Source organism: Klebsiella spallanzanii (genome assembly GCF_902158555.1).
GTDB classification, from domain to species: Bacteria; Pseudomonadota; Gammaproteobacteria; order Enterobacterales; family Enterobacteriaceae; genus Klebsiella; species Klebsiella spallanzanii.
Genome location: NZ_CABGGS010000034.1, coordinates 164,705 through 190,483, shown reverse-complemented (window position 1 = coordinate 190,483; position 25,779 = coordinate 164,705). Strand labels below are relative to the sequence as shown.

Sequence of the window (25,779 nt, the reverse complement as noted above, 5' to 3'; positions counted from 1 at the left end):
GCAAACGGCAACTCACCTGAACAGGTGGGCACCATCTTTCAACTGCTTTTGTCTTTTTCCGCCGCACTGGAACGATAGATAAAGAAAAGCGCCAGCCCCAGGCAGATAATCGCCCCCAGCCGTCCAGGTGAAAAGGCGATGGCGTCATTTCCCAGCCAGCCGAAGTTATCAATCAGCAGGCTCATGGTCAGTTGGCCAAAAATCACTGCCACCGTAGCCGTTGCGGTACCAATACGCTGTACCGCCAGCACCATAATCACAATATAGGGCACGCCGCAAAACGCGCCTAATAGCTGCCATTTAGGTACATCCAGTAGCGTAACCACCTGGCGGGGTTCAAAGTAAAAAATCAGCAGCGCCGTAATCACTCCACCTACCGCGAAAGTGAGAAACGCACTACGGAATACGCCAACCTGGCTACCTAAACGGCCATTGATCGCTGCCTGCATGCTCAACATTGCGCCGCCAACCAGCGCCAGCAAAATCATTATGCTACTCATGACATATCCTCAGCTTGTGGCGATTAAAATCAGGGCGAAAACGATAAACAGCAGAGCGAGAAGCCGCCGACCATCAATTTTACGTTTTGGCGAACCGAATAATCCGTAATGGTCGATCAGCAGGCTTTTGCATACCTGACCGGCAAGAATGCCGATCATGGTCATGGCGATACCGATAACCGGCACGGCAACGGTTAAGATGACGACGTAAATCGGTCCCAGAATGCCCCCGGTGAGCTGCCAGCCCGGCAAGGAGAAAAATGAAGGGCTTTGTCGTGGGCCAAACAGCAGCATCAGTAGAAACGTCAGCGCGGTTCCAACGCTAAAAATACTGAATGTGGCCCATAAATCCCCTACCTGCCCGGCCAGCGGCCCTAAAAGACCGGCTTCAACGGATAATCCCATACCGCCGGCAATCACCAAAAAAATCAGTACTAACTGCATCGTTGCTACTCGCTTATTGATCAGGCGGCAGAGCATAAAGCAGCGGAGTAATGTAAAAAACGATACAATCAAGGAAACACTTTTGCGGATATTGCATTAATGAGCGATGCAGACAATGTGAATTTTCGGGCGTTGCAGCTTTTTATCGCTGTTTACGACAGCCAGAGTTTTTCAGTAGTCGCGCGGCGGGAAGGCGTTTCCCCTTCCATGGTATCGCGGGTCATCCATCAGCTTGAGGACTCCCTCGGCCAACAGCTGTTTTATCGCAACACCCGCTCAGTGGTGCCAACCGAAGCCGGGCGTCTGTTCGCCGCCCATGCCAGAAGCATCAGCGAACAGTTTAGCGCCGCCAGACGTGACCTTCAGGAGCGGACGCTTCAGCCGGGTGGTCTGGTACGCATAAACGCCCCGGTCTATTTCGGTCAGCGCCATATCGCACCGTGGCTCCCGGACCTGAAGGAACGTTATCCGCAGATGCAAATTGAGCTGGCGCTGACCGATGATTTTATCGATCCGCACCGTGAAGCGACCGACGTTATTTTTCGTATCGGCAGTCTCCCGGACTCCAGCTTTCATGCCAGAGTGCTCGGTATGCAGCACCACTACCTGGTTGCAGCTCCGGAATATCTACAACGGCGCGGCATCCCGAAGAACCCAGAAGATCTTCGTCAGCACAGTACGCTGGTTTACAGTGGTTCAAACGGACCTAACCGCTGGCTGTTCCGCCTTGCGGATGGAGAATGGATGCACTATCCGCAGACGCCGCAGCTGGCCTCAAACAATGCCGATGCGTTATTGACCTCTGCGCTCGGAGGTATGGGCGTAGTGCTATTTCCTGATTGGATGGTGAACGAAGCAATTGGCGAGGGAAGACTTATTAAGCTGATGACCAATTATACCGCCGCTATCAGCAGCGTACCTTCCCCGGTTTCCGCCATTTACCCTCATGCCCGGCATCCCTCACTAAACGTACGCGCGGTGATTGACTATTTTATCGACGCTTTTGGTACGCCTTTATACTGGCAGCGCTAAGCGGTTATACGCACTAAAATTGTCATAACTCAAACAATTAGCATTCGGTGATGACGAAAGCACTTTAACGTTTCCTTTACCCCTTTGTTACGACTATGGTTATTACGGTGGTTTTGATAACCAACCGTTTAACAACAATAATTGCACGGTTTTTATAGTAGTGATTGAACGGAAATAGCTATTAAATCCGTAGACTCATTCAAATATCGCTTATTGGTAGCAGTGTATATCGTTATGGCATTCACAAAAGCAAACGGAGCCTGATATGAGCACGTCAAACGACCCTTCGAATAACGCACCCGCTGGGAAATGCCCCTTCCACGCCGAAGCGCCAACCCAGAGCGCAGGCGGTGGTACCGGCAACCGCGACTGGTGGCCAAACCAACTACGTGTTGATTTGCTGAATCAGCACTCCAATCGTTCGAACCCGCTGGGTGAACATTTTAACTATCGGGAAGAATTCAAAAAGCTCGATTATTCGGCGCTGAAGGCCGATATCCGCGCCGTACTGACAGACTCACAGGAGTGGTGGCCTGCTGACTGGGGTAGCTATATCGGGCTGTTTATTCGTATGGCGTGGCACGGCGCAGGTACCTATCGTACCGTTGACGGTCGCGGCGGCGCGGGTCGCGGACAGCAGCGTTTTGCACCGCTTAACTCCTGGCCGGATAACGTCAGTCTGGACAAAGCTCGCCGCCTGCTGTGGCCGGTAAAACAGAAATATGGCCAGAAAATCTCCTGGGCCGACCTCTATATGCTGGCGGGTAACGTGGCACTGGAAAACTCAGGTTTCCGCACTTTTGGTTTCGGTGCCGGTCGTGAAGATGTTTGGGAACCGGATCTGGACGTTGACTGGGGCAATGAAACCGAATGGCTGGCGCATCGTCATCCGGAAAGCCTGAATAAGCAAGCCATTGGCGCGACCGAAATGGGGCTGATTTACGTTAACCCTGAAGGCCCTAACGCCAGCGGTGATCCGCTCTCCGCCGCCGCCGCTATTCGCGCCACCTTCGGCAATATGGCAATGGACGATGAAGAGATTGTCGCCCTAATCGCCGGTGGTCATACGCTGGGTAAAACGCACGGTTCCGCAGCAGCCAGCCACGTCGGCGCTGAGCCGGAAGCCGCGCCGATTGAAGCTCAGGGGCTGGGCTGGGCGAACAGCTACGGCAGCGGCGTTGGCCCGGACGCTATCACTTCCGGCCTGGAAGTGGTCTGGACGCAAACCCCAACCCAGTGGAGCAACTACTTCTTCGAAAACCTGTACAAATATGAGTGGGTACAGACCCGTAGCCCGGCTGGCGCGATTCAGTTCGAAGCGAAAGACGCGCCGGAGATTATTCCCGACCCATTCAATCCGGAGAAAAAACGCAAGCCAACGATGCTGGTCACCGACCTGACGCTGCGCTTTGACCCGGAGTTTGACAAGATTTCACGTCGCTTCCTCAACGACCCGCAGGCCTTTAACGAAGCCTTTGCCCGCGCGTGGTTCAAGCTGATCCACCGCGATATGGGGCCAAAATCCCGTTACATGGGACCGGAAGTGCCGAAAGAAGATCTGATTTGGCAAGATCCATTACCGGCAGCTACCCACAACCCGACCTCCGATGATATCGCCAGCCTGAAAGCGGCGATTGCCGATGCCGGTCTGTCGGTAAGCGAACTGGTGTCAGTGGCATGGGCATCTGCTTCTACCTTCCGCGGCGGTGATAAACGCGGTGGTGCTAACGGTGCGCGCCTGGCGCTGGAGCCGCAGAAATCCTGGCCGGTCAACGCTATTGCGACCCGCGTGTTGCCGACTCTGCAGGCAATTCAGCAGGCATCCGGTAAAGCATCGCTGGCCGATATTATCGTGCTGGCAGGTGTAGTTGGCATTGAGCAGGCCGCCGCTGCGGCAGGCGTGCAGGTTAGCGTGCCTTTTGCTCCAGGTCGCGTCGATGCACGTCAGGATCAGACTGATGTCGAATCGATGGATCTGCTGCAACCGCTGGCAGACGGTTTCCGCAACTATCGTCGCATTGAAAGCGGTATTTCCACTGAAACGTTGTTGATTGATAAAGCGCAGCAGTTAACGCTGACCGCGCCGGAAATGACGGTGCTGGTCGGTGGTCTTCGCGTGCTGGGCGCTAACTTCGACGGCAGCAAGCACGGCGTGTTTACCGACCGAGTGGGCGTATTGACTAACGATTTCTTCGCCAATCTGCTCGATATGGGCACTGTCTGGAAAGCCGCGGATGAGCAGTCTGAGCTGTTTATCGGCCGCGACCGTAAGAGCGGTGAAGAGAAATACACCGCCACCCGCGTTGACCTGGTGTTTGGTTCCAACTCTGTGCTTCGCGCGCTGGCTGAGGTTTACGCTTGCAGCGATGCGCGGCAGAAGTTCGTCACTGATTTTGTGGCGGCGTGGACCAAAGTGATGAATCTGGATCGCTTCGATCTGTAATCCCTTCCCCGGCAGGCTTCACGCCCGCCGGGGTTTCTTCCGCCCTGTATCCCTCGCCTGCTTCACGGTAATTTCTGCAAAACCGCCGCTATCACGTCGGTAAAACGCGTAATTTGTGCTTCAATTTCGAATGAAGGTATCATGGCCTTACGCCCGATAAAACCGTCAATCAACGCGAAAAGGGTCATCGTGGCTTCCTCAGGATCGACCTGCTGGCTAAATTCTCCGGCAACAATACCCTTGCGGATGATATGCGCCACGCCTTCACGCATGACCTTATCGCTGGCAATAAAAGCCGCACGCAGGTTCTCTTTTCTGGCCGACTCCGCAATGATCTCCACCCACAGCGAGTGGGATGAAGGATAGCCGACCTCCTGGATGCAGGAGATAGCAAGACGGCAAACCTGCCCGAAGCAGGTACCGTGCAGCGGTTCCTGCTGCTTTGCCAGCGCAGATTTCTGCTCTTCAAGGATAATGGCTTCAACCAGCTCGTCTTTGCTTTTGAAATAGGTGTACATCGCCCCCTGGCTAATCCCTGCCCGCTGCGCAATCTCCCGCACGCTGGTGCCGTTAAACCCTTTTTCAGAGAAGCAGGCCGCCGCCGCGACAATCAGTTTATGGTACGTTTCTGAATCTTTTGACATTTGTGCCCCCATCCAGCGATGGGCGATTCTAGCCTCTTTTGCGCAATGCTGGCTAGACGTTGTGCGGGTTTGCTTGCACTGATTTCAGACACACTATAAAGTGAATGAACGTTCGTTCATTTGTATGTTCATCACTGAATCGAGGGTTTCATGACTCACTCACCCCACAACAATCTCCGTTTGCTCTTCCCGCAATGGCAAGGAGGCAACAATCCGCCCTACTATTTTGGTTCCCAGCTTCTTGCCTGGCTCGCGCCCCCCTCTCCTGGTGCCGTGGCGGAAGTCGCCGTCACGCCGCCGTCCGATAAACCACTGGTGAACGAGAACGGCATTGTTGGCCGCAGCCAGGTTGTCGCGCAGTTGCGCAACGCACGTGAAAAAATCGCTGAACATCACCCGGAAACTATTGTGACCCTTGGCGGCGATTGCCTGGTCTCGCTGGCCCCGTTCGCTTATCTCACTGAGAAATATGGCGATAAGCTCGGCATCCTGTGGATTGACTCTCACCCTGACGTCATGACCCCGGAACAGTACCCTCATTCCCACGCTCACGTCCTGGGCGCGCTGATGGGCGTGAGCGACAGCGAACTGACCCGCGACGTTAAAACGCCCCTATCGCCGCATAAAGCGATGATTGCTGGTATTCACAGCCCGCTGGAATATGAAGCACAGTTTATTACCGACCACGCTATCGCGACCTGCGATCCGCAAGCGGTGAGAGACGGCGCTCAGGCGGTAAGTGACTGGATAACCCGCGAAGGTATTGAATATCTGGCGATCCACCTCGATCTTGATGTGTTGAATCCCGATCTGTTCCGCTCGGTACTCTTTGCCCGACCCGGACGAGGAGAACACGACTTTGGCGATGTAGCCGAAGGGAAACTGACGATGAGCGAAGTGGTCATGCTGGTAAATCAGGCTACTGCGCTGGCATTACCGGTAGGACTCACCGTCGCGGAACATCTGCCCTGGGACGCAATAAACCTTAAGCAGATGCTTGCCGAATTACCACTTCTCAAATGATTGCCGTTCCCCTGATATCTTCAGGGGAACACAGCCTACCCCTTGATGGGGATATCGTCATTAAATTCATATAATAATCAATTAAATAAAATCGCCGAATAACGGAATCTGGCAACGTTTAGCGACTGGCAATAATCGTTATATATTGACATATATATCGATCATCCCTACCCTTAATCATCATACAATTATAATTCGTACCCTTCAGACGGAGACGTGAGTCGCTCTCGCCTCATTCCACTTTCACCAGTCTGAAATTAAAACTCATGCGCTTAACGAAACTCGCTTTATTGACCGGGGTTATTCCCTACTCCTCATTGTTTATGGCGATTACCGCTTATGCGGAAGAAACCATGGTGGTCAGCGCCGCGCCGCAGGCCAATGCAGAATCTCTTGATGACAATACTCCTGCAGCACAAAAGCAGGCGACGCTGGGCAACCTCGGCAAACGCAAGCTTCTCGATGTACCGTGGGCGGTACAAACCATGTCGGATTCTCTGATTCGCCAGCAGCAGCTCGGCAGCGTTAAAGACGTTTACCGCTATATGCCTTCTGTACAGGGCGAAGGCGTGCGCCCGCAAACCCGCGGCATGCAGGGTAGCGTAGTACAAAACAGTATGATTGACGGCCTGAACGTAGTCTCAACCACCGAATACCCGGCGGAGCAGTTCCAGCGTATCGAGGTGTTGAACGGTATGGCGGGCGCGCTGTACGGGCCGGCTAACCCCGCGGGGATGTTTAACCTGGTATCAAAGCGGCCAACCGATGTCCCGCTGCGTCGGGTAACCGTCGGCGGCGGCACGGGTTCGGGTGCCAACGCGGCGCTGGATCTGAGCGGCCCCCTGGATGCGGGCGACCGGGTTAAATATCGTCTCAACCTGATGGATCAGGACGGCAGCGGCTATACCCACGGCAGCCGTCAGCGCAATCAGTATGCCGGGCTGGCGCTGGATTTCCAGCTGACCGATAAAACCGTACTGGAGAGCAACTTCAGCTACTACCACTTCTATCAAAAAGGGATGCCCGGCAGCTTTGCTCTTGCCAAAGGCACCCAATTCCCGTCGGCATTGGACTCAACGAAAGACAAATATGGCCAGTATTACGCCGGGAATGACGACACCACCACCACCGGCAGCCTGCATATCAAACACGATTTCGACGGCAACTGGCTGCTGGATGTCGGCGTGCTGCGTCAGATTGCCGATCGCGAATCCACCGCAGTCACCAATACGCTTACCGATAATAAAGGTAACTACACCACCACAACTGCCAACTCTGCCGCCAGCCGTTTTACGATCAACAGCTATCTGGCGAACCTTACCGGCAGCGTAGAGACCGGCTGGCTACAGCACGATCTGGCGCTCGGCATGCGCGGTTTTGTCTGGAAGAACTACAACCCGCGCAGCGGCGGCACCCAGACATTAGGCAGTTCATCACTCAACGATAACCCAACTTTTGAGCGGCCAGATTACCCAGACTTCACTGACCGCTACCATTCGGCCACCACCACCCAGCACGTTTTTTTACTCAGCGATACGCTGACCTTTAACCCGCAGTGGAGCCTGTTGCTTTCCGGCAGTGAAAACCTGTTTACCGTCAGTAACTACAACAAAAGTAGCCAGCGCAGCAGCAAAAGCGATGATAACGGCGTCAGCGGTTCCGCCAGCCTGATGTATAAACCGATTGATAACGTCACCCTCTATACCACCTGGGCCAACAGCATGCAGCAAGGCGACACCGCACCGACAGGGGCCAATAACGCCGGGGAAGTGCTCGATCCATACCGCAGCCATCAGATTGAAATCGGTGCCAAATATGCGCCGACACAGGATTTGCTGTTAAGTACCGCCCTATTTCAGGCTGAACGTCCGTTTGCTTATACCAACAGCAACGGCGATTTCGCTCAGGACGGTACGCAGAAAAACCGCGGGATCGAGCTGATGGCCGATGGCCACGTTACTCGCAACCTGCGCCTGTTTGGCGGCGCGACCTGGCTTGACCCACGCCTGCATGACACCTCAAGCGCCAACGCGGATGATAAACAGGTCGTTGGTTTGCCGCGCTTCACCGCCAACATGCTGGCGGTTTACAGCATCCAGCAGCTGCCAGGCCTCGACGTGACTGGCAACATTCATTACGTTGGCCGCCGCGCGACCGATAACGCCAACGACAGCTGGGTCGGCAGCTATACCACTGTTGATCTTGGCAGCAACTATCGCACCCGGTTGTTCAATACCGACACCACCTTTAGGTTAGCAGTGACTAACATTACCAATCGTCAATACTGGACCAATATCGTTCCCGGCGCGTTGACCGGCTATACCGGTGCGGGATACGCCAGCGCGCAATTAGGCGCGCCGCGTGAAGCGACGGTCTCTGTACAGTTCGACTTCTAAGGAGCCCAATGAAAAAATTAGCTGCTGGTTTACTCTGCGCTGTTCTGGCCTTCCCGGCGCTGGCTTCCCGTCAGGTGACCGACGATGCCGGACACAACGTTACCCTTCCCGACAACGTGGACAGAATTGCCGAAGGCTGGTACGCCCACCATTCCTTGCTGATGACGCTGGGGGTTGGCGATAACATCGTCGCTACCGTCAACCGCCCTGACGCTCGGCCGTGGATGTTTCATATTGCGCCGAAGCTGCATCAGGCGTTGATCGCTCGCGGGCCGCACTTCACCAGCGAGGCGCTGCTCGCTCAGGGAGCCCAGGTGGTATTTGTCGCGAAAGATAACGGTGATGCCGCGGCGTTTCGCCAGGCGGGCCTGCCGGTTATGGAGATGCGTTTTACCGACTATCCTTCGCTACAGCACTCGTTAACCACCACCGCGCAGGTGATTGGCAGTCGACAGGCTCTGGCGCGAGCTGGCGAATATAATCAATATCTTCAATCAGTTATTGATAGCGTCGGGAAAAAAACAGCGTCACTCAGTGACAATGAGCGCCCACGGATACTACATATTCAATCGCTGAAGCCCCTGAAAGTAGACGGCAGCCATACGCTGATTGACACCTGGATCCATCTGGCGGGCGGCAGGAACGTCGCGCAGGAAATTAACGGCAATATGCAGGAGGTTTCGCCGGAGAAAGTGCTGGCCTGGCAGCCGGACATTATCATTCTCGGCCCCGGCAGCGGCGACTGGAAGACATCCCCTTGGGCTGGACTTTTTGCCAGCCTGAACGCGGTGAAAAACGATCATGTGGTGCAGAATCCGTCAGGCGTTTTCCCGTGGGATCGTTATGGCACCGAAAGCGCATTGCAAATTCAGTGGGCGGCTAAGTTGCTTCATCCTCAGCGCTTTGCCAATGTTGATATGGTGAGCATCACCCGTGATTTCTATCAGCGCTTCTTTGATTATCCGCTTAATGAGAAAGAGGCCGGGCGGATTTTACAGGCGCTACCGCCGCAACGGTAAGTCAAAACCCCGGGCCACAGGCCCGGGGTTCCTTTTATCTTATCCAGATGGTCAACAGAATGATAATGGCCGCAATAATCGCCACCTGAATAAAGACTTTATCCAGCGATCCTTTGCGCATCGTGCCCCCTCTTCAGAACAGGATTTGCCAGAAAGCCAACAGCAGCACCAGCAGACCCATCAGAAAAAATATCAGCGCGATGAGGGTGTCCGGAGAACGATTCATCTCTGCGCCTCCTTATCATCAGAACCACTGACCAAAACGTTTGATATAGAAACGCTTCATACCCTGCGCCACCAGGCAATAGCTGAGCAGCGTCGCAACCAGCCACGGGAAGTAGCTCAGCGGCAGCGGCTCCAGCCCGACCATCGCGCCCAGCGGTGAGAAGGGAATATAGATCCCCATCGCCATAATCAGCACGGTGGTGAGCAGCACCGGCAGCGTGGCGCGGCTCTGGATAAACGGAATCTTCTGCGTCCTCAGCATATGCACCACCAGCGTCTGCGACAGCAGCCCTTCAATAAACCAGCCTGACTGGAACAGGGACTGCGCTTCAACATTATTCGCCGCGAATACGTACCACATCAGCGCGAAAGTGGATATATCAAAAATCGACGACGTCGGGCCAATCCACAGCATAAAGCGGCCGATGTTTTTGGCATCCCACTTGCGCGGTTTGCGCAGAAACTCTTTGTCCATCTTGTCCCAGGGCAGCGAAAGCTGGGACAGATCGTACATCAGGTTCTGGATCAGCAGGTGAATCGCCAGCATCGGCAAAAATGGAATAAACGCGCTGGCCACCAGTACCGAAAAAACGTTACCGAAGTTAGAACTGGCGGTCATGTTCAGGTACTTAATGATATTGCCGAAGGTTTCACGGCCTTTGATAACGCCTTCTTCCAGCACCATCAGATCCTTTTCCAGCAGGATAATATCGGATGCTTCTTTAGCGATATCCGCCGCGCTGTCAACCGAAATCCCTACATCAGCATCGCGCAGCGCTGGCGCGTCGTTAATACCATCGCCAAGGAAACCGACGGTATGGCCGTTTTTCTGTAACGTTTTCAAAATGCGCGACTTCTGCAACGGCGTCAGCTTAGCGAACACCGAGCGTGTTTCCACTTCGCGCTCCAGTTCGTTATCCGTCATCGCCTCAATTTGCGCACCGGTCAGGATGCCGTGGGCATCAATCCCGACTTCGAGGCAAATACGCGCCGTGACCACCGGGTTATCGCCGGTCAGGACTTTCACCGCCACGCCGTTATCACGCAGTGCAGTAATTGCTTTTCCGGCGCTCTCTTTCGGCGGATCGAGGAAAGTCAGCATACCTTCGACCGTCAATCCCTGCTCATCGGCAGTGCTGAGAGGCGTGGTTAAGGCGGAGTCATCCAGTTTGCGGGTTGCCACCAGCAGCACGCGGAAACCCTGAGCATTGTAGTCCTCGGTTTTGGCTAACAGCAGGTCGCGGCGGGTTTCATCCAGCTCAACCACCTTGTCGCCTTCGCGCAGGTGGGTCGCCACCATCAGCATCTCTTCGACCGCGCCTTTGCAGATCAGGCTCTTGTCACCGTGGCGTACATCCTCCACCGAGACTGACACCCGACGACGTACAAAGTCGAATGGCAGTTCATCAAGCTTCACAAAACGTTCTTTTGTCGAGGGGGAAATCCGCCCCTCACCAAAGCGCAGCACCGCCCGGTCCATCAGATTACGCGCCCCGCTCTGGCTGCTGCTGTTAAGCCATGCCAGCGTCAGTACCCGATCGCTCTCGGTACCGCTCACGTCAAGATGGTGCTCGAGAATGATATTGTCCTGAGTCAGGGTGCCGGTTTTATCGGTACACAACACATCCATCGCGCCAAAGTTCTGAATGGCGTTCAGGCGTTTAACGATCACTTTGCGCCGTGACATCGCGATGGCGCCTTTCGCCAGGTTAGAACTGACGATCATCGGCAGCATTTCTGGCGTCAGGCCAACCGCCACCGCCAGAGCAAAAAGCGAGGCTTCTACCCAGTCGCCTTTGCTGAATCCGTTGATCAGCAGGACGATCGGCACCATCACCAGCATAAAGCGGATCAACAGCCAGCTGACGCTATTCACCCCGCGATCGAACGCCGTCTGGGTACGGGTTCCAACAATGGATTTTGCCAGTGAACCAAACCAGGTGCGGTTGCCGGTGGCCACAACCACCGCCTGCGCCCTGCCGCTGGTCACGTTGGTTCCCATCAGGCAAATGTTGCCCATCTCAAGCAGACTCTTGTCCTTGTTCGGCTCCGGGAGCCTGTCGCTGCCTTTGCCGGACACGCTGGCCATAACGTCATACTTTTCAACCGGCAGCGACTCGCCGCTGAGTATCGACTGGCTGACAAACAGATCCCGGGACTCCAGCAGGCGAACGTCCGCCGGAACCAGGTCCCCCGCTGCCAGGAAGATAATGTCCCCAGGCACCAGCTCCTCTATCGCTATTTCCTCTTGTACCGGGCCAATATTGCCGGGCCCGCGGCGCAGCACCGTCGCCGTAGTACGAACCATCGATTTCAGCGCCTGCGCCGCTTTGTTGGTCCGAAACTCCTGCCAGAAACGCAATAACCCGCTCAAACTGACCATCGTCACAATAATGATAATTCCGGTCAGATCGGTCTCTTCGCCGTTACGCAGCGGTAGCCAGTAATCGGTCACGAAGCTGACGGCAGCCAGCGCCATCAGAACGTAAATAAACGGGTTATTGAATGCCTGCAAAAGCTGGATCAGCGCCGGAGGTGCCTGTTCATGCGCAACCTCATTGCGGCCATAATCCTCCAGCCGCTCGAGGGCATCTTCCGTTGTCAGCCCCTGACGGCTGCTGTTGAGCCGCGCCAGCGTATGGTCCGGGCTGTTAAAGGCCTCAGTTTCAATGGCAAAGCTTTTTTTATGCTGCTTATCATTTTCTGACGCAGACCGGTTTACTTTCCGGTTTTCTATTTTCATGTCAGTCATGATTGTTCCCCAAATTTAAAACGTGTTTATCCCTGCATAAAATGTCTATGCATAATGTATTTCTTTCGCTATTAAGCGCGTATTACTTTAGGCCTATGGGAATATCCATCATTCCCTCCTTATGCAAATCATTGCAATAGTTTAATATCCTGGGGATTAGCTCCCCTCAACGCACCAGCGGACTGACGTAATATTTTCGTGACCGCCAATTCTTGACATAATAAGGTCTCGTGACTTTCGATAATCAGCATTGCCGACCAGCTCAATACGAATTTCTTTATGTCCTTGTTCTTTTGCTGCTATTGAAACCAGCCCCTGTAAACTGAGCGTCATCTCTTTACTGATATTCAGTAATAACTGACGAATAGCACTTTCATGTTCGCTATTACAGATAATATTCAGGACGTAGCATTTCTCTTCTTCAGTCGCGCCGGGGATCTGATTAATCCGCTGCGCCGCTTCGCGAAGCAAAATATTTGCACACAGAATGATCAGCGTTGCCGCCGCCGCTTGCCAGAACTGGCCCAGCCCGCACAGCACGCCAATCGCCGCAGAGCACCACAGCGTGGCGGCGGTATTCAGGCCGCGCACGTTCATTCCTTCGCGCATGATAACGCCCGCGCCGAGAAAACCGATTCCGGAGACCACCTGAGCCGCAATACGCCCCGGGCTATCCGGCGATGTTGAAATTGAGCTGAGAATAAAAACCGCCGCGCCGGTTGCCACCAGTGCGTTAGTGCGCAAGCCCGCCATACGCTGACGCCATTGTCTTTCGGCACCAATCAGCGCACCCAACAGCATCGCTGCGAGTAAATTTGCGATATAAGGAAACATCAACATACGTTCCTCCATTTTTGCTGGAAGAATTAAATACGTGCTTTATTCAGCACACGACAAATTGTCGCCGGGGAGGCGATTAACGTCGTGTTGACGGCGGAGGGAATAATGTATTTTTAAACATGAACATGACGATGATCCTCGCAGCTATGCTGCGTTTTTCTTTAATGGGATGCAATCGTCTGAGTGAGGAGATTGCTGCCCGCCGGTTTGGCAAGCAGCGCAGGAAAAATAGCGTCAGCTTGCCTTGATGTTTAAGTAAGGGTGACTGTCCAACATATTTCTCCTGTTTGAATTTGTGCTCATTATAGTCATTCAATTATTTGAGTAAAGTTAAAATCTCGCTTTGGTGAGGATTTGTTTAGAATTGTCTAATAAGACAAATTATTCGCGTTTTAACATCATTCAGCGTTGGCAACGCTAACCGTCATCCGCTCTTCCCGGTGCTTTACTTCAAAACCTGCAGGCGGCTTTAGCAAAAACCAGTTCATTCATCAACACTTTCACATTTTATCAACATTTTCGGCTGTGCGCAGCTCGTATGGCGAGCGATTAAAAATTTAAAACTATTAACAATCAATTAACATTAGCAGGCAAACATTTTATCTGAGGAAAATAATAATATGTCTACCACCCAGGTTCTGGACGACGCACCGTTCGCCTCCCCAGGACAACCCCACTCCAGCTTAACCGCTCGCATCGATGCGCTTCCCGCCTCCGTTGGCCTGTGGACCTTTATCACGCTGCTGGCGCTGGGCGGTTTCTTCGAGCTGTACGATCTTTTCCAGACCGGATATATCAGCACCGGCCTGCTGGCAGAGGATATTTTCCATACCGGCGACAAAGGTATTTTCGGTATTTCCGACCAGGCGGCATTTGCCTCATCCACCTTTATGGGGCTGTTTATCGGTGCCAGCCTGCTTGCCCCTCTGGCTGATAAACTGGGCCGTCGCCTGACGTTTATGTTCGCCCTTGCCTGGTACGGTGTTTTTTCCCTGATTATGGCCTTACAAAGCAGCGCCGAAGGAGTGATTTTCTGCCGTTTTCTGGTCGGCGTCGGTCTCGGCATTGAGCTGGTCACCATTGACACCTATTTAAGCGAATGGGTACCGACCCATCTGCGTAATAAAGCCTTCGCTTTCGCCTTCTTTATTCAGTTCTTATCGGTTCCCGCCGTGGCGCTGATGTCGTGGGTGCTGGTGCCCACCACGCTTTTTGGTCTCACTGGCTGGCGCTGGGTGATTATCTTCGGCGCGCTCTGCTCGCTGGTGATATGGGTTATCCGTAAGAAGCTCCCGGAGTCGGCGCGCTGGCTGGAGGAAAAAGGCCGCCACGAGGACGCCCACAAGGTGATGTGCGAAATGGAGCAGCGCTGCGGCGTTTCTCCGTCACCTCGCCATTGCGTTGAGCAGCACAACAGCCCGCGTAAGCTGGGAAACTTTAAAGAGATCTGGGCTCCGCAGTATCGCAAACGCACCATCATGCTAATGGTGATGAACTTCTTCCAGGCCATCGGCTTCTTTGGCTTTGGCAACTGGCTGCCCGCGCTGCTTTCCGGCCAGGGGGCGAGCATTACCCATAGCCTGCTGTATGCGTTTTTTATTACCCTCGCCTACCCGATTGGCTGCCTGTTCTGCACCCGCTTCGTACATCGCTTTGAAAACAAATGGCAAATTGTTCTTTCCGCGTTGATGACGGTAATCTTCGGTACCCTCTTTGCCCTGCAAAACAGTCCGGTGCTGCTGGTGATTTGCGGGTTTATGATAACCTGGTCAAACGCCTGGCTGACCATCAGCTATCACGCCTATCAGGCCGAAGTTTTCCCGACCCATATTCGCGCGCGGGCGGTAGGCTTCTGCTACTCCTTTAGCCGCCTGTCGACAGCGATCACCAGCATCTTAATCGGTATTATTTTGCAATATGCCGGTACGCCGGGGGTGATTAGCTTTATCGTCGCCAGCATGCTGATGGTTATGCTGTCAGTGGGTATTTTCGGTCCAAAAACCCGGGGAATAAGCCTGGAGAATATCTGATGACAAGCGCCGCCGGGATTAGCCAGCGGCGCATGCCGACTCGCCAAAAATCCTCTGTGCATCGGCAAAACATTTTTCCGCCAGCGACGACACCGGCTCTTTGTTGCGCATAATCAGCGCCAGCATTGAGTCAACTTCCGTCTCCGCGATGGGTCTGATGTCCAGATTATCGCTCAACGCTTCAAGACCGTTATTCAGCGGCATGATCGCGCAGCAGATCCCGGCCTGCACCGCCTGGATAATCTGAAAAGTAGAGTCGCTTTCGAAGACGTACTTCGGCGCCAGCCCCTTGGCCTTAAAGCTCATTTCTATCGATTCGCGGTAGTACATGCCCTTCGTCAGGAACCCCAGCGGCAGCGCAGCCAGCGTCTCCCATTCAGGAGTCGCCTCCTCAAACTGATAGTGACGCTTATCATGCAGCAAACCCATGCGGGTATTGGGCAACCAGACCACATTAAACAACTGGCTATCGACGTGGTGCAGATAGCAGATCCCAAGATCCAGCTGGTTGCGGCTAACGCCGTCGATGATCTGCTCCGAAGTCATCGATAGCAGGCTGAACTGTAGCTCCGGGTATTTATCAGACAGCGGTTTAATCAGTTGCATCGGATTCAGGCTGGCTAACGGCACCATTCCTACTCTTAGCTGGCCGACCATCTGCCCGCGACAGATAGCCGCCTCCGCCTCCAGCCCATCGTGCGCCGCCAGCAGCGCTCGTGCCCAGGCGAGAATACGCTCGCCTTCCGGGGTGAATCCTTCAAATCGCTGCCCGCGCTGAATCAGCGTTAAATTAAGCTCTTCTTCAAGATTGCGGATACGCATCGAAAGCGTGGGCTGGGTGATATGGCAAGCCGCCGCGGCCTGGCCAAAATGACGCGTCCTGTCGAGCGCAATCAGATACTTAAGCTGTTTGATATCCATCCGTTATCCATGGTGAGCGCAGCAGGAAAAATGTTAGCTAAATGTTATGTTCAGCAACCATGAAATTCAAGCGCCATCAGCTGTTGCTCGCCTTACGTTCGCAGGGCTACACTCGTATCATGCACCGGCAGGAGAAACCGTTGAAAACTCGCCTTCATCACGTCCAGCAGCACCGGGTCACTTTGCCGGGGCTGGAAGCTATGTCGTTAGTCACGGAACAGCGTTTTTCGCGGCATTCGCACGATCAGTTCGGTATCGGGATTTTCACTCAGGGTGCGCAACGTTCCTGGAGCCATCTGGGGAAAATTGAGGCCATTGCCGGAAATATCATCATGGTCAATCCGGGAGAGATGCACGATGGCATCCCGCTGGATGGCCACCGCAGCTGGCAGATGGTTTATCTCGATCCTGAACTTGTTGCTGGCGAATTTCAGGGACAAATAAAAGCTGAAGATATTCTCCTGCGCCCGGTTGTTGACGATCCACACCTGCGCGAGATTATGCAGCAACTTTTCCGCGAGATTACCGCCAGCGCAGCCGACGACACCGCAGTGGAAGAAGCGCTACTGCTAAGCCTGATGCAGATCACTCGTTTTCATCTTTGTGCACGGCTGCCCGGCAAAAGCGACTCCCCCGCCATTGCGTTGGCCAGGCAATATATTGATGACGCCCCTGAAGAGAAAATCTCTCTCGACGTTCTCGCCGCCCTGAGCGGTATCAGCCGCTTTCAGCTGATCCGCGGCTTCGCTCGCGCAACCGGCATCACGCCGCACGCCTACCTGATACAGTCCCGTGTGCGGCTGGCACGCCGTCTGTTAGCTGCCGGCCACTCACCTGCGGACACCGCACTGATGGCCGGTTTTGCCGATCAAAGCCACCTCACCCGTGCTTTTCAAAAACAGTTCGCCATGACGCCAGGACGCTATCAGGTGCTCCGTTAGCTGGCAGAGTGCAATTTTGTTCAATACCGACGCGACGCGTTCATAAATACTCAGGCCTTCGATTCTTTACGCCAGGAACTACATTATGTCGTTAATCAGCCCTGAGTTTCTTCTGACATCACTTATTGTGGTCATTGCCCCCGGCACCGGGACGCTTTACACCATTGCCACCGGTCTGGCAGCGGGAAGGCGTATGAGTTTTGCCGCCGCTTTCGGCTGCACGCTGGGCATTATTCCGCATATGCTTGCGGCGATAACCGGACTGGCGGCGATCCTCCACAGTACGCCCGGCGCATACGAGGTGGTGAAATATGCGGGCGTCGCCTGGCTGCTGTATCTGGCGTGGGCCACCCTCACCCAGCGCGGCAGTTTGAACGTAGAAGGCGACGAACGCCGCAACCTGCGACAAGTGATTACCCACGCAATTCTGATCAATCTGCTTAACCCCAAGCTGCCGCTCTTTTTTCTCGCCTTTTTGCCGCAGTTTATCCACAGCAGCTCGGCTTCTCCGGTCAGGGAGATGCTGATACTGAGCGGGGTGTTTATGCTGATGACGCTGCTGATTTTTATGCTCTATGGCGCGTTTTCGGCGGCGATGCGCGGATACGTGCTGACTCGCCCCAGGGTTTTACAGGGGCTCAGAGTGAGCTTTGCCGCCGGCTTTATCGGGTTGAGTATCAAGCTTATTTTGGCGCAGAAGTAGCTGAGCGCCCACGGCGGTAAATACGCCGTGGGTGAATATTGACCTAACGAATCCCTTCCAGCGTACGGATCTCTTTCGAGCGTAGCGTCAAGCGAATAGGTGCCGATTTATAAGAGGGCGTGCCACTCTCTTTATCAAGATAGTCCAGAGGAACCAGTACGTTAGCTTCGGGATAGTAAGCCGCAACGGTGCCCGGTGCGATGCTATAGGCCACCAGGGTAATGTCCTCCAGCCGCTGGTCATTACCCGGCAGCGCGGAGCGAATATCTACCCGATCGCCATGTTCGAACCCCTGTGCAGCCATATCCTGTTCGTTCATAAACAGCACATCGCGGCGGCCAAAAATCCCACGATAACGGTCGTCCATGGCGTAAATGGTGGTGTTGTACTGATCGTGGCTGCGCAGCGTGACCAAGCGCATCACATCGTCACCGTCCACTTGTTGGTTTTCGTGCACGCCGTGGAAAACCGAGAACATCGCTTTACCGGTCGGCGTCGGCCAGATGCGTTCCGTCGGCGGCAGCGGCATACGAAAACCACCGGGATGGCGAATACGCTGGTTGTAATTGTCAAAACCGGGAATGGTCTGTTCGATCAGATCGCGGATCCTGTCATAGTCGGCGACCAGCGCCAGCCAGTCAATTTTACTCTCCGGCAAGGTCGCCATTGCCATCGCGGCGACAATCGCCGGTTCCGAACGCAGCTGCGGTGAGCCGGGTTTCAGCTTACCGGATGACGCGTGAACCATCGACATCGAATCTTCCACGGTAATCGACTGGCGCCCCGTTTCCTGAATATCCAGTTCGGTTCGGCCAAGGCACGGCAGAATAAAGGTCTCTTTTGCCACCAGAAGATGCGAGCGGTTAAGTTTAGTGCCGATATGTACGCTCAGATCAAGACTCCGTACCGCCGGGAAAGCCCGTTCGTGATCCGGCATCGCCACCGCAAAGTTACCGCCAAGGCAAAGCAGCGCTTTCGATTCGCCGTCGATCATCGCCTGTAGCGCTTTAACCGCGTCGTGACCGTGCTCCTGCGGCGGCGTGAAGCCAAACACCCGCTGCAGGTTAGCAAGGAACTGGGCGCTCGGTTTTTCGGTAATGCCAACGGTGCGGTTACCCTGAACGTTGGAATGGCCACGTAGCGGACAAATTCCCGCCCCCGGCTTGCCGATATTACCGCGCATCAGCAGCAGGTCGGCAATCAGGCGCACGTTCGAGGTGCCCTTGTTATGCTGGGTGATGCCCATACCGTAAGTAATAATCGTGGCGTTCGATTTAGCGTAAGCCGCCGCCACGCGTTCAAGGCTGTCGCGCGTCAAACCCGACTCGCGTTCAATATCCTGCCATAGCGTCGCATGCAGATCCTGTGCAAAGTCAGCAAAACCCAGCGTATGCTCGGTGATAAACGCCTGATCCAGTACCTCACCCTGCTCTTCTTCCAGGCGTAACAGCGCCTTCGCAATCCCCTTAAGCGCTGCCGCATCTCCCCCCGCTTTCACCTGGAAATAGGTAGAGGCAATGTTGGTCGAACGGTATGTGGCCATTTCGATGACGTTCTGTGGGTCGGCGAAACGCTCAAGCGCGCGTTCTTTTAGCGGGTTGAAAACAATAATCGGCACGCCGCGACGCGCGAGTTCATGCAACGTCCCCATCATGCGCGGATGATTGGTGCCGGGGTTATGGCCGATGGAGATAACCAGCTCGGTTTTGTCAAAATCATCGAGTGAAACCGTTCCCTTGCCGATACCAATTGACTGCGGCAGGCCGACGCTGGTCGACTCATGGCACATATTGGAACAGTCAGGGAAGTTATTGGTGCCAAATTCTCGGGCAAAAAGCTGGAATAAATAAGCAACTTCGTTGGAGGCACGGCCTGAGGTGTAGAATTCCACTTCGTTGGGCTGCATGGTGCGAAGGATTTTACCAATACGACTGCAGGCATCCTCCCATGAAACCGGACGTAGGGTATCGCTCTGCTTGTCGTAAGCCAAAGGCTGGGTTAAGCGCCCGTAGCCTTCCAGCTCAAAATCGCTCTTTGCCAGCAGCGATGTGACGCTGTTTGCCGCCAGAAACTCGGCCGTTACCCGCTTGCTGGTGGCTTCCCAGGTCACCGCTTTGGCGCCATTCTCGCAGAACTGAAATGTCGATTTATGTTCTTTGTCCGGCCAGGCGCAGCCGGGACAATCAAAGCCATCCGGCTGATTGGTGCGCAGTAGCGTGGCGGGGGCATCGAGCGCATCCATTTGCGTGCGAACGGCGATGGCGGTGGCTTTTAATGCTCCCCAGCCTCCCGCCGGACCATCGTAGGGATGGACGCCTGGGACGACGCGTCTTTTATTACTCATGTTGACTCCTGATACGCTTTCGGCGGCGGATTGCAGGTGAAGCGCCGCATTATTTCTTGTCGCCCGCGACCAGTAAGTATAACGGGCGTTTTATTAACGAAAGCATAACAATCAGAGCTATAACTGTATAATCAATGTTATCTATCATGCGTTAGATTTAACTTATTTAACGAATAATAAACATACAGAAAAGCCAACGACATCAGGTCAAATTGTAGTAGCGATCCGGCTCAAGTTTATCCGGCAAAGGATGCTGGCCGGTCATATCCAGCAGATTACGTTCGATAGTGTTGCACATCGCATTCAACGGTAAATCATTGGCCGCAGTACCGAACGGATCTTCCAGCTCCTCCGCCAGCGAATCCCACGACAGAAAGGTGTAGGAGATAAACACCGAGACAAATGGCGTCATATAATGCAGGTCGCCAACCAGCGCAAACGGCAGCAGCGTACAGAACAGATACACCGTGCGCTGCAAAATGAGCGTATAGGCAAAAGGTACCGGCGTGCTGGCCAAACGCTCGCAGCCGCCAAGGGCATGACCCAGTTCATCGAGCTTATTATCCATCATGCCGAAGGTGATATCGCTCATTTTCCCTTCTGCGCGAAGACGCCCCAGTTCATCGCCCGCCAGCAGCAGGATGCGATTGGTCGGCATCGAGCTGGCAAGAATCTCGGTAACCGTCTGTGGCGGTAGTAGCCGCGCTAAATCCGCGCCCGGGTCCGTTTTGCGCAACTGATGCTTAAGGCTCCAGCTAAAAGCGACCAGGTAGCTAACCAGGCGTTGATGAGATTCGCTTTCCGCCGGAAGGATATTTTTCAACTGACGAACCAGCGTTCTCTGGGCAATCAGCACCGTTCCCCACAGATTTCGCGCTTCGACAAAACGGTTATATCCGGCGCTATTACGAAAGCCGAGGAAAATAGCGATAGCGATCCCCAGCAGACTAAATGGCGCAACGGTCAGATGGATACCCAGCTGTTCATACCACTGGTAGCTAATGATGGCGATAACCGACATCACCACGTTAAGCAGCAGGCGAAAGACGATTTTTGACAGCACGGAGCCGTGCCAGTCAAACAGGCGAAGAAACCAGTGTTGTTCTGGCCGAATGATCATTGTATTACTTCCTGAAGTATCTGAAGGTTAATTCGTATTCATCCGACGCATTGCGCAGTGATATGCGCCGTTGCGTACCGAAGCGCGCAATACGCGAGCGACACCGTGCACCGCCATTCGCGCGCTATGTCGCTGCATAGCGCTCATTGGCAAATTAAGCATCCCCTGCGCCCATGGTGGTAGCAGGTCAATACCGGCGCGCATCATCATCCGCCCGACCGGCTGACTCAGGCGGCCCGGCAACCGCGTTGATAACAGCACGTTAGCCACTTCCTGCGTGCGTTCGTCGCAGCGCAGAACAGGTCGCATATCCTGCAAATAATCGGCAACCTGCCGCGGCGTCACCGGGATATCTCGCGCCCCAAGGCGACGGGCAACTTCGGCGGCTTCCTGATAATACTGCTCCTGACGGGCGGTGCTAACCACGGTCCGTTTATAACGTAAATGAGAAGCCATAAAGCTGCTGCACTCGGCGACGTGTACCCAGGTGAGTAGCGCCGGATCGCTGGCCTGATACGGAGTACCGTCTTTATCCTGACCGCTCACGCGCAGATGAATCCCCTGTACTTTGGCGATCAGCCGTTCGGCGTCGACGGTGGTACCAAAGGTGGTGGCGGAAATAAACTGGCTGGTGCGGCGCAGACGACCAAAGATATCGTCACGAAAATTAGAGTGATCCCAGACGCCTGCCAACGCTAACGGATGCAGCATCTGCAATAGCAACGCGCTGACCCCACCGCACAGCATGGACGTGAAATCCCCGTGAACCTGCCAGATGGCCGACTGAGGGCCAAACAGCCCCGGCTCCCCCTTGGGGTGTTCAAAATCGATCTCTTTTAGCGCCATGCCGGTTAAGCCCAAAACCTGAGCTTCAATCATTCCGCGTATGCTGCTCATTGCGTTACCTGCTCCTTTGCGTAAGCGGCAAAGATAGCATTAATAGGTACAGGGAGCATTTGCCAACGATGGCTTTAAAGAAGGGAGTGCCCGCCTGATGCGGGCAGCAGGGAATTAAGGGTTAAGCTGATAGTCGAGGCTTATCTCTGCATTGAGTACCTGCGACACCGGACAACCGGCCTTCGCTTTCTGAATAATGCCGTCAAACATATCGGCATCAATGCCTGGCAGCACAATTTTGCTTTGCAGCGCAATGTTGGTGATGGCAAAGCCGCCGCCGGATTTATCCAGGGTGACCACCGCCACGGTATCAATTGCGGTGGCCGTGTAGCCCTCTTCGCTCAGCATCAGCGACAGAGCCATTGAGAAGCAGGCGGCGTGGGCGGCTCCGATGAGCTCCTCCGGGTTGGTGCCCTTCACGCCTTCGAAACGGGTGTTGAAACCATAAGGCTGTTGGTTCAGCGCGCCGCTCTCGGTCGAGACGGTCCCTTTACCGCTTTTCAGATCCCCTTCCCAATGCGCCTGACCTTTCTTATGGATTGCCATAATATCGCTCCTTTTTTGACATGAAAGCATTAAGTATAGAACCCTCTGGCGTGTCTGGACGGCACATGGCTACTTTCAGATCAATCCACAGGGATATTTTTGCTCATATTAATGCCAGTGACGCGAAATCCGGTGGCTTCATAGACATGACGCGCGCGTTGATTATCCCCGGCGACGCGCAGTTTAATTTGGCTAATGCCTTTGCTTTTCAGTTCCTTCTCAAAGGCGACCATCGCTTGTTTGCCCAATCCCTGCCCCTGCAAGGCCGGGAAAATATAAAAATCGTAAATAAACGCGGAGCGCATTGCATCGTCTGGCTTGTACCAGAGATAGCCAATCTGCGTTTCTACATCCTCAATATCAGTAAACAAGCAGAGCAGGATCTGGCCGCGAGTATTTACGCCATCAGGTAAATCTGCTGCGATTTCGCGCTGCGCCTGAGCAAGAGCATCTGACGGAGAAAGCGCATAATTTGCTGTGATTTCAGCCGTATAATCGGGGATGAAATAATCAAGATAAGCGAGATACTCATCATCACGCATTGGGCGAAGCAGGATCATCACAGGGTTCCTTTTGAATCGGTAGATTGCGCGAGTTTCTGTTGGATCTCATCGAGAAACAACGGTAGCGCGCTCGGCTGGTAGTCGCGCGAGAGATAAATACCATACACGTTTAGCGCTTTCGGTTGATAAGCCGGTAAGACCGGTTTTAGCGCCCCACTGTTGAGCGCCCGCTGCGCCTCCAGCTCAGGCAACATCGCGATCCCGCAACCGGCCACCGCCGCCTCCAGCAGCAGTGAGGAGATCCCGGCGCTAAGGTTGCCGGAAACCGCCACCGCCACGCTATCGCCATTGGGGCCGGTAAATTGCCATGCCTGGCTCGCGAAATGGCTGTAGTGCAGACAGTTATGCTGAGTCAGATCGTCCGGCGTTTGCAGCGGTCCGTTCTGCTGTAGCCAGCGCGGCGAGGCGCATAGCACCGAACGGCATACGCCAAGGCGTCGGGCAATCGCTCCCGGCTCCGGATTATCGGTGATGCGGATCGCCACGTCTATCCGTTCGCCAATCAGGCTCACCGGATGATTATTGATATCCAGCTCAAGGCGCAGTTGCGGATAGCGGGCGAGAAAATCGGGCAACATAGGCGAAATAAGCTGCATCGCAGTGAAATGAGCGCAGGCAACGCGCAGCGTCCCGCTGGGAACTACGCGCTCGGTTTGCCCGGCGATTTCATCAGAGAGCTGCGTCAGCGTTCGCGTTTTTTGCAGCACCTTTTCCCCGGCGGGCGTTAAAGTTAACTTACGGGTTGAGCGATGCACCAGCCGGGTTCCTGCCCACTGTTCCATCTGTTCCAGATAACGGCTGACCATTGGCCGTGACATCCCCAGCGCCCGCGCAGCGGCGCTCAAGCTCCCCAACTCACAAATACGCATATACACCTGAGCGGCAATCACCCGATCCATTATTCGATTCCATCTGCACGTTTTATGAAACTCAGCATCTCTTTTTTCAGGAATTTTCGCAAATCAGGAAATCCGTAAAATAGCGTTCATCCACCTGTTCAAGAGAAAACGAAGATGAAATTATCTGCCCTTGCCATCGCTACCGCACTGTTCAGCACCTCGGTTCTGGCAGCCCCTTTAACGCTGCAAACCTACAATCCGCAGGAGAAAGGCATTTTCGCCGTTAACTCAACCCTTGCCACCGGCCCGCATGAAGCGGTGCTGTTTGACGCCCAGTTCAGCGTAAAAGATGGTGAAAAACTGGTTGAAATGATTCAAAAAAGCGGCAAAAAACTCACCCGAATCGTGATTACTTCCGGCGACCCGGATTTCTATTTCGGCCTGGAGCCGCTGGTTAAAGCATTCCCGCAAGCCAAAGTGGTCGCGACCGCTGAAGTGGTCAAACATATTAATGCCACCAAAGAGGCCAAACTGGCGTACTGGGGCCCGCAGATGAAAGACGGTGCGCCGAAAGAGCTTTACGTCCCACAGGTGATAGCGGCTAACACCTTTACTATCGACGGTGAAAAAGTTGAGATCCGCCAGCCGCAAAACTATGCCGCTTATGTCTGGATCCCGGCGAAAAAAGCGATTCTTGGCGGGACTGGCGTAGCATGGGGAATGCACGTCTGGACGGCGGACACCCAAAGCGTGGAAAGTCGCCAGCAGTGGATAAATACCCTCAACGAGATGGCCGCTCTGCATCCGCAGCAGGTGATCCCCGGCCATTACCTTGGCACCCCGCCAGCAGGCGACCGCGCGATTGTCTTCACTCGCGATTACCTGACGCAGTTTGAGCAGGCGCTTAACGGGCATAAGGATTCGGCTGGCGTGATTAAGGCCATGAAACAACGCTGGCCCGGGCTGGCGGAAGAGAGTTCACTGGAGCTGAGCGCCAAAGTGAATAGCGGTGAAATGAAGTGGTAGTTCTGGCTATTCGGATGGCGGCTGGCACCAGTGCAGACGGTTGGTGTAGGCCCGCGCAAGCGAAGCGCCGCCGGGCAATAGCTGATAGACGGCGCTATCTGCAATCCAAAAGAGACTGTTCTTAATCTGTCACGATAACATTGCTAAATCCGGCAAGATGGACCACGCTGATTATCGCCGCGCCAAAAATGGAGCGGCATACTTAAGGGTTAAATTTCGTCCGACATCCGTCGGGCTTGTCCTTGAAACCGAAACTGGATAAAGGAGTGAGAATGAAATCGAACCATCAGGCACGTCATCTTCTCGGTCTGAACTACAAGCTTTCTCAGCAGAAAAAGGTACTGCTGGAAGGCGATGCGGAAACCACGGTTAACCATGTCCACGCCACCGGCCGTAAGCGCCGCGGTGGCTAACTTTTCAGCTGAATGATGATATAAACACCATCCTTCTCTATGGATGGTGTTTTTTTAAGACGATCGTCCGCTTGTATACCCTCCTTTGATGTCTTCTGCTTTATACTCTGCCCGCTGT

General features: G+C 54.3%; 24 protein-coding genes. 10 read left to right on the top strand and 14 right to left on the bottom strand.

The features are described 5' to 3' along the window. Nucleotides 1-38: 38 nt before the first annotated feature. Both FN082_RS18745 and FN082_RS18740 read right to left on the bottom strand, forming a co-directional pair. On the bottom strand, nucleotides 39-500 hold the full coding sequence (locus tag FN082_RS18745) for a DMT family transporter (RefSeq protein ID WP_180349609.1): 462 nt from the start codon (nucleotides 498-500) through the stop codon (nucleotides 39-41). Nucleotides 501-509: 9 nt separating this feature from the next. Next, complete coding sequence (locus FN082_RS18740) at nucleotides 510-944, bottom strand: DMT family transporter (protein WP_142982112.1); 435 nt, start codon at nucleotides 942-944, stop codon at nucleotides 510-512. 99 nt (nucleotides 945-1,043) lie between these two features. On the opposite strand from FN082_RS18740, the gene FN082_RS18735 reads away from it, so the two are divergent. Together FN082_RS18735 and katG are read left to right on the top strand one after the other, a co-directional pair. Continuing rightward, nucleotides 1,044-1,976: a LysR family transcriptional regulator gene (locus FN082_RS18735; RefSeq protein ID WP_142982111.1), complete on the top strand. Its 933-nt coding sequence runs from the start codon at nucleotides 1,044-1,046 to the stop codon at nucleotides 1,974-1,976. A gap of 265 nt (nucleotides 1,977-2,241) precedes the next feature. Further along, nucleotides 2,242-4,419, top strand: a complete 2,178-nt coding sequence (katG, locus tag FN082_RS18730; protein WP_142461745.1) for a catalase/peroxidase HPI — start codon at nucleotides 2,242-2,244, stop codon at nucleotides 4,417-4,419. A 62-nt stretch (nucleotides 4,420-4,481) separates the two neighbouring features. Here katG and FN082_RS18725 read toward each other — a convergent pair whose 3' ends face one another. Further along, the gene (locus FN082_RS18725; protein WP_142982110.1) at nucleotides 4,482-5,063 is read right to left on the bottom strand and encodes a TetR/AcrR family transcriptional regulator; all 582 of its coding nucleotides are present in this window, start codon (nucleotides 5,061-5,063) and stop codon (nucleotides 4,482-4,484) included. Nucleotides 5,064-5,213: 150 nt separating this feature from the next. Between FN082_RS18725 and FN082_RS18720 the strand changes: the two genes are divergently transcribed. The 3 genes from FN082_RS18720 (at nucleotide 5,214) to FN082_RS18710 (ending at nucleotide 9,501) form a co-directional block, all read left to right on the top strand. Beyond that, nucleotides 5,214-6,086 carry an arginase family protein gene (locus tag FN082_RS18720; RefSeq protein ID WP_142982109.1) on the top strand — a complete coding sequence of 291 codons (873 nt, stop codon included), beginning with the start codon at nucleotides 5,214-5,216 and terminating at the stop codon, nucleotides 6,084-6,086. A 266-nt stretch (nucleotides 6,087-6,352) separates the two neighbouring features. After that, complete coding sequence (locus tag FN082_RS18715; RefSeq protein ID WP_142982108.1) at nucleotides 6,353-8,482, top strand: TonB-dependent receptor; 2,130 nt, start codon at nucleotides 6,353-6,355, stop codon at nucleotides 8,480-8,482. Nucleotides 8,483-8,490: 8 nt separating this feature from the next. Next, nucleotides 8,491-9,501 carry an ABC transporter substrate-binding protein gene (locus tag FN082_RS18710; RefSeq protein WP_139539702.1) on the top strand — a complete coding sequence of 337 codons (1,011 nt, stop codon included), beginning with the start codon at nucleotides 8,491-8,493 and terminating at the stop codon, nucleotides 9,499-9,501. 34 nt (nucleotides 9,502-9,535) lie between these two features. On the opposite strand, the gene mgtU is transcribed toward FN082_RS18710, so the two are convergent. The 4 genes from mgtU to FN082_RS18695 form a co-directional block, all read right to left on the bottom strand. Beyond that, the gene (mgtU, locus tag FN082_RS30340; protein ID WP_254244378.1) at nucleotides 9,536-9,622 is read right to left on the bottom strand and encodes a magnesium transporter protection protein MgtU; all 87 of its coding nucleotides are present in this window, start codon (nucleotides 9,620-9,622) and stop codon (nucleotides 9,536-9,538) included. Nucleotides 9,623-9,634: 12 nt separating this feature from the next. Further along, nucleotides 9,635-9,727, bottom strand: a complete 93-nt coding sequence (gene mgtR, locus FN082_RS18705) for a protein MgtR (protein WP_142982107.1) — start codon at nucleotides 9,725-9,727, stop codon at nucleotides 9,635-9,637. Nucleotides 9,728-9,745: 18 nt separating this feature from the next. After that, nucleotides 9,746-12,478, bottom strand: coding sequence for a magnesium-translocating P-type ATPase (mgtA, locus tag FN082_RS18700; protein WP_139538227.1), 2,733 nt, complete (start codon nucleotides 12,476-12,478; stop codon nucleotides 9,746-9,748). A 156-nt stretch (nucleotides 12,479-12,634) separates the two neighbouring features. Then, a complete protein-coding gene (locus FN082_RS18695; RefSeq protein WP_112214881.1) occupies nucleotides 12,635-13,330 on the bottom strand; it encodes an MgtC family protein in 696 nt (231 codons plus the stop codon). A gap of 608 nt (nucleotides 13,331-13,938) precedes the next feature. Here FN082_RS18695 and FN082_RS18690 point away from each other — a divergent pair. Next, a complete protein-coding gene (locus tag FN082_RS18690) occupies nucleotides 13,939-15,348 on the top strand; it encodes an MFS transporter (protein WP_139538226.1) in 1,410 nt (469 codons plus the stop codon). 18 nt (nucleotides 15,349-15,366) lie between these two features. Here the strand turns inward: FN082_RS18690 and FN082_RS18685 are convergent, their stop codons facing one another. Next, nucleotides 15,367-16,269, bottom strand: a complete 903-nt coding sequence (locus tag FN082_RS18685; protein WP_139538225.1) for a LysR family transcriptional regulator — start codon at nucleotides 16,267-16,269, stop codon at nucleotides 15,367-15,369. Nucleotides 16,270-16,409: 140 nt separating this feature from the next. Here FN082_RS18685 and FN082_RS18680 point away from each other — a divergent pair, with 140 nt between their 5' ends. Both FN082_RS18680 and FN082_RS18675 read left to right on the top strand, forming a co-directional pair. Then, nucleotides 16,410-17,210, top strand: coding sequence for a helix-turn-helix transcriptional regulator (locus tag FN082_RS18680; RefSeq protein WP_142461816.1), 801 nt, complete (start codon nucleotides 16,410-16,412; stop codon nucleotides 17,208-17,210). Nucleotides 17,211-17,295: 85 nt separating this feature from the next. Continuing rightward, on the top strand, nucleotides 17,296-17,913 hold the full coding sequence (locus FN082_RS18675) for a LysE family translocator (protein WP_142982106.1): 618 nt from the start codon (nucleotides 17,296-17,298) through the stop codon (nucleotides 17,911-17,913). A gap of 43 nt (nucleotides 17,914-17,956) precedes the next feature. Here the strand turns inward: FN082_RS18675 and FN082_RS18670 are convergent, their stop codons facing one another. The 6 genes from FN082_RS18670 to FN082_RS18645 form a co-directional block, all read right to left on the bottom strand. Then, nucleotides 17,957-20,257, bottom strand: coding sequence for an FdhF/YdeP family oxidoreductase (locus tag FN082_RS18670; protein WP_139538223.1), 2,301 nt, complete (start codon nucleotides 20,255-20,257; stop codon nucleotides 17,957-17,959). Nucleotides 20,258-20,459: 202 nt separating this feature from the next. Further along, nucleotides 20,460-21,377: a bestrophin family protein gene (locus FN082_RS18665; protein WP_139538222.1), complete on the bottom strand. Its 918-nt coding sequence runs from the start codon at nucleotides 21,375-21,377 to the stop codon at nucleotides 20,460-20,462. Between the two features lie 27 nt (nucleotides 21,378-21,404). After that, the gene (locus FN082_RS18660; protein WP_142982105.1) at nucleotides 21,405-22,274 is read right to left on the bottom strand and encodes an oxygenase MpaB family protein; all 870 of its coding nucleotides are present in this window, start codon (nucleotides 22,272-22,274) and stop codon (nucleotides 21,405-21,407) included. Nucleotides 22,275-22,388: 114 nt separating this feature from the next. Next, nucleotides 22,389-22,820, bottom strand: a complete 432-nt coding sequence (locus FN082_RS18655; protein WP_139538220.1) for an OsmC family protein — start codon at nucleotides 22,818-22,820, stop codon at nucleotides 22,389-22,391. Between the two features lie 80 nt (nucleotides 22,821-22,900). Then, nucleotides 22,901-23,380, bottom strand: a complete 480-nt coding sequence (locus FN082_RS18650; protein WP_139538219.1) for a GNAT family N-acetyltransferase — start codon at nucleotides 23,378-23,380, stop codon at nucleotides 22,901-22,903. Next, nucleotides 23,380-24,282, bottom strand: coding sequence for a LysR family transcriptional regulator (locus FN082_RS18645; protein WP_139538218.1), 903 nt, complete (start codon nucleotides 24,280-24,282; stop codon nucleotides 23,380-23,382). The genes FN082_RS18650 and FN082_RS18645 overlap by 1 nt, the downstream gene beginning before the upstream one ends. Before the next feature lie 114 nt (nucleotides 24,283-24,396). On the opposite strand from FN082_RS18645, the gene FN082_RS18640 reads away from it, so the two are divergent. Beyond that, nucleotides 24,397-25,248 carry a Vmh family MBL fold metallo-hydrolase gene (locus FN082_RS18640; protein WP_142982104.1) on the top strand — a complete coding sequence of 284 codons (852 nt, stop codon included), beginning with the start codon at nucleotides 24,397-24,399 and terminating at the stop codon, nucleotides 25,246-25,248. A gap of 272 nt (nucleotides 25,249-25,520) precedes the next feature. Beyond that, on the top strand, nucleotides 25,521-25,661 hold the full coding sequence (sra, locus tag FN082_RS18635) for a stationary-phase-induced ribosome-associated protein (RefSeq protein ID WP_139538216.1): 141 nt from the start codon (nucleotides 25,521-25,523) through the stop codon (nucleotides 25,659-25,661). Nucleotides 25,662-25,779 lie beyond the last annotated feature (118 nt).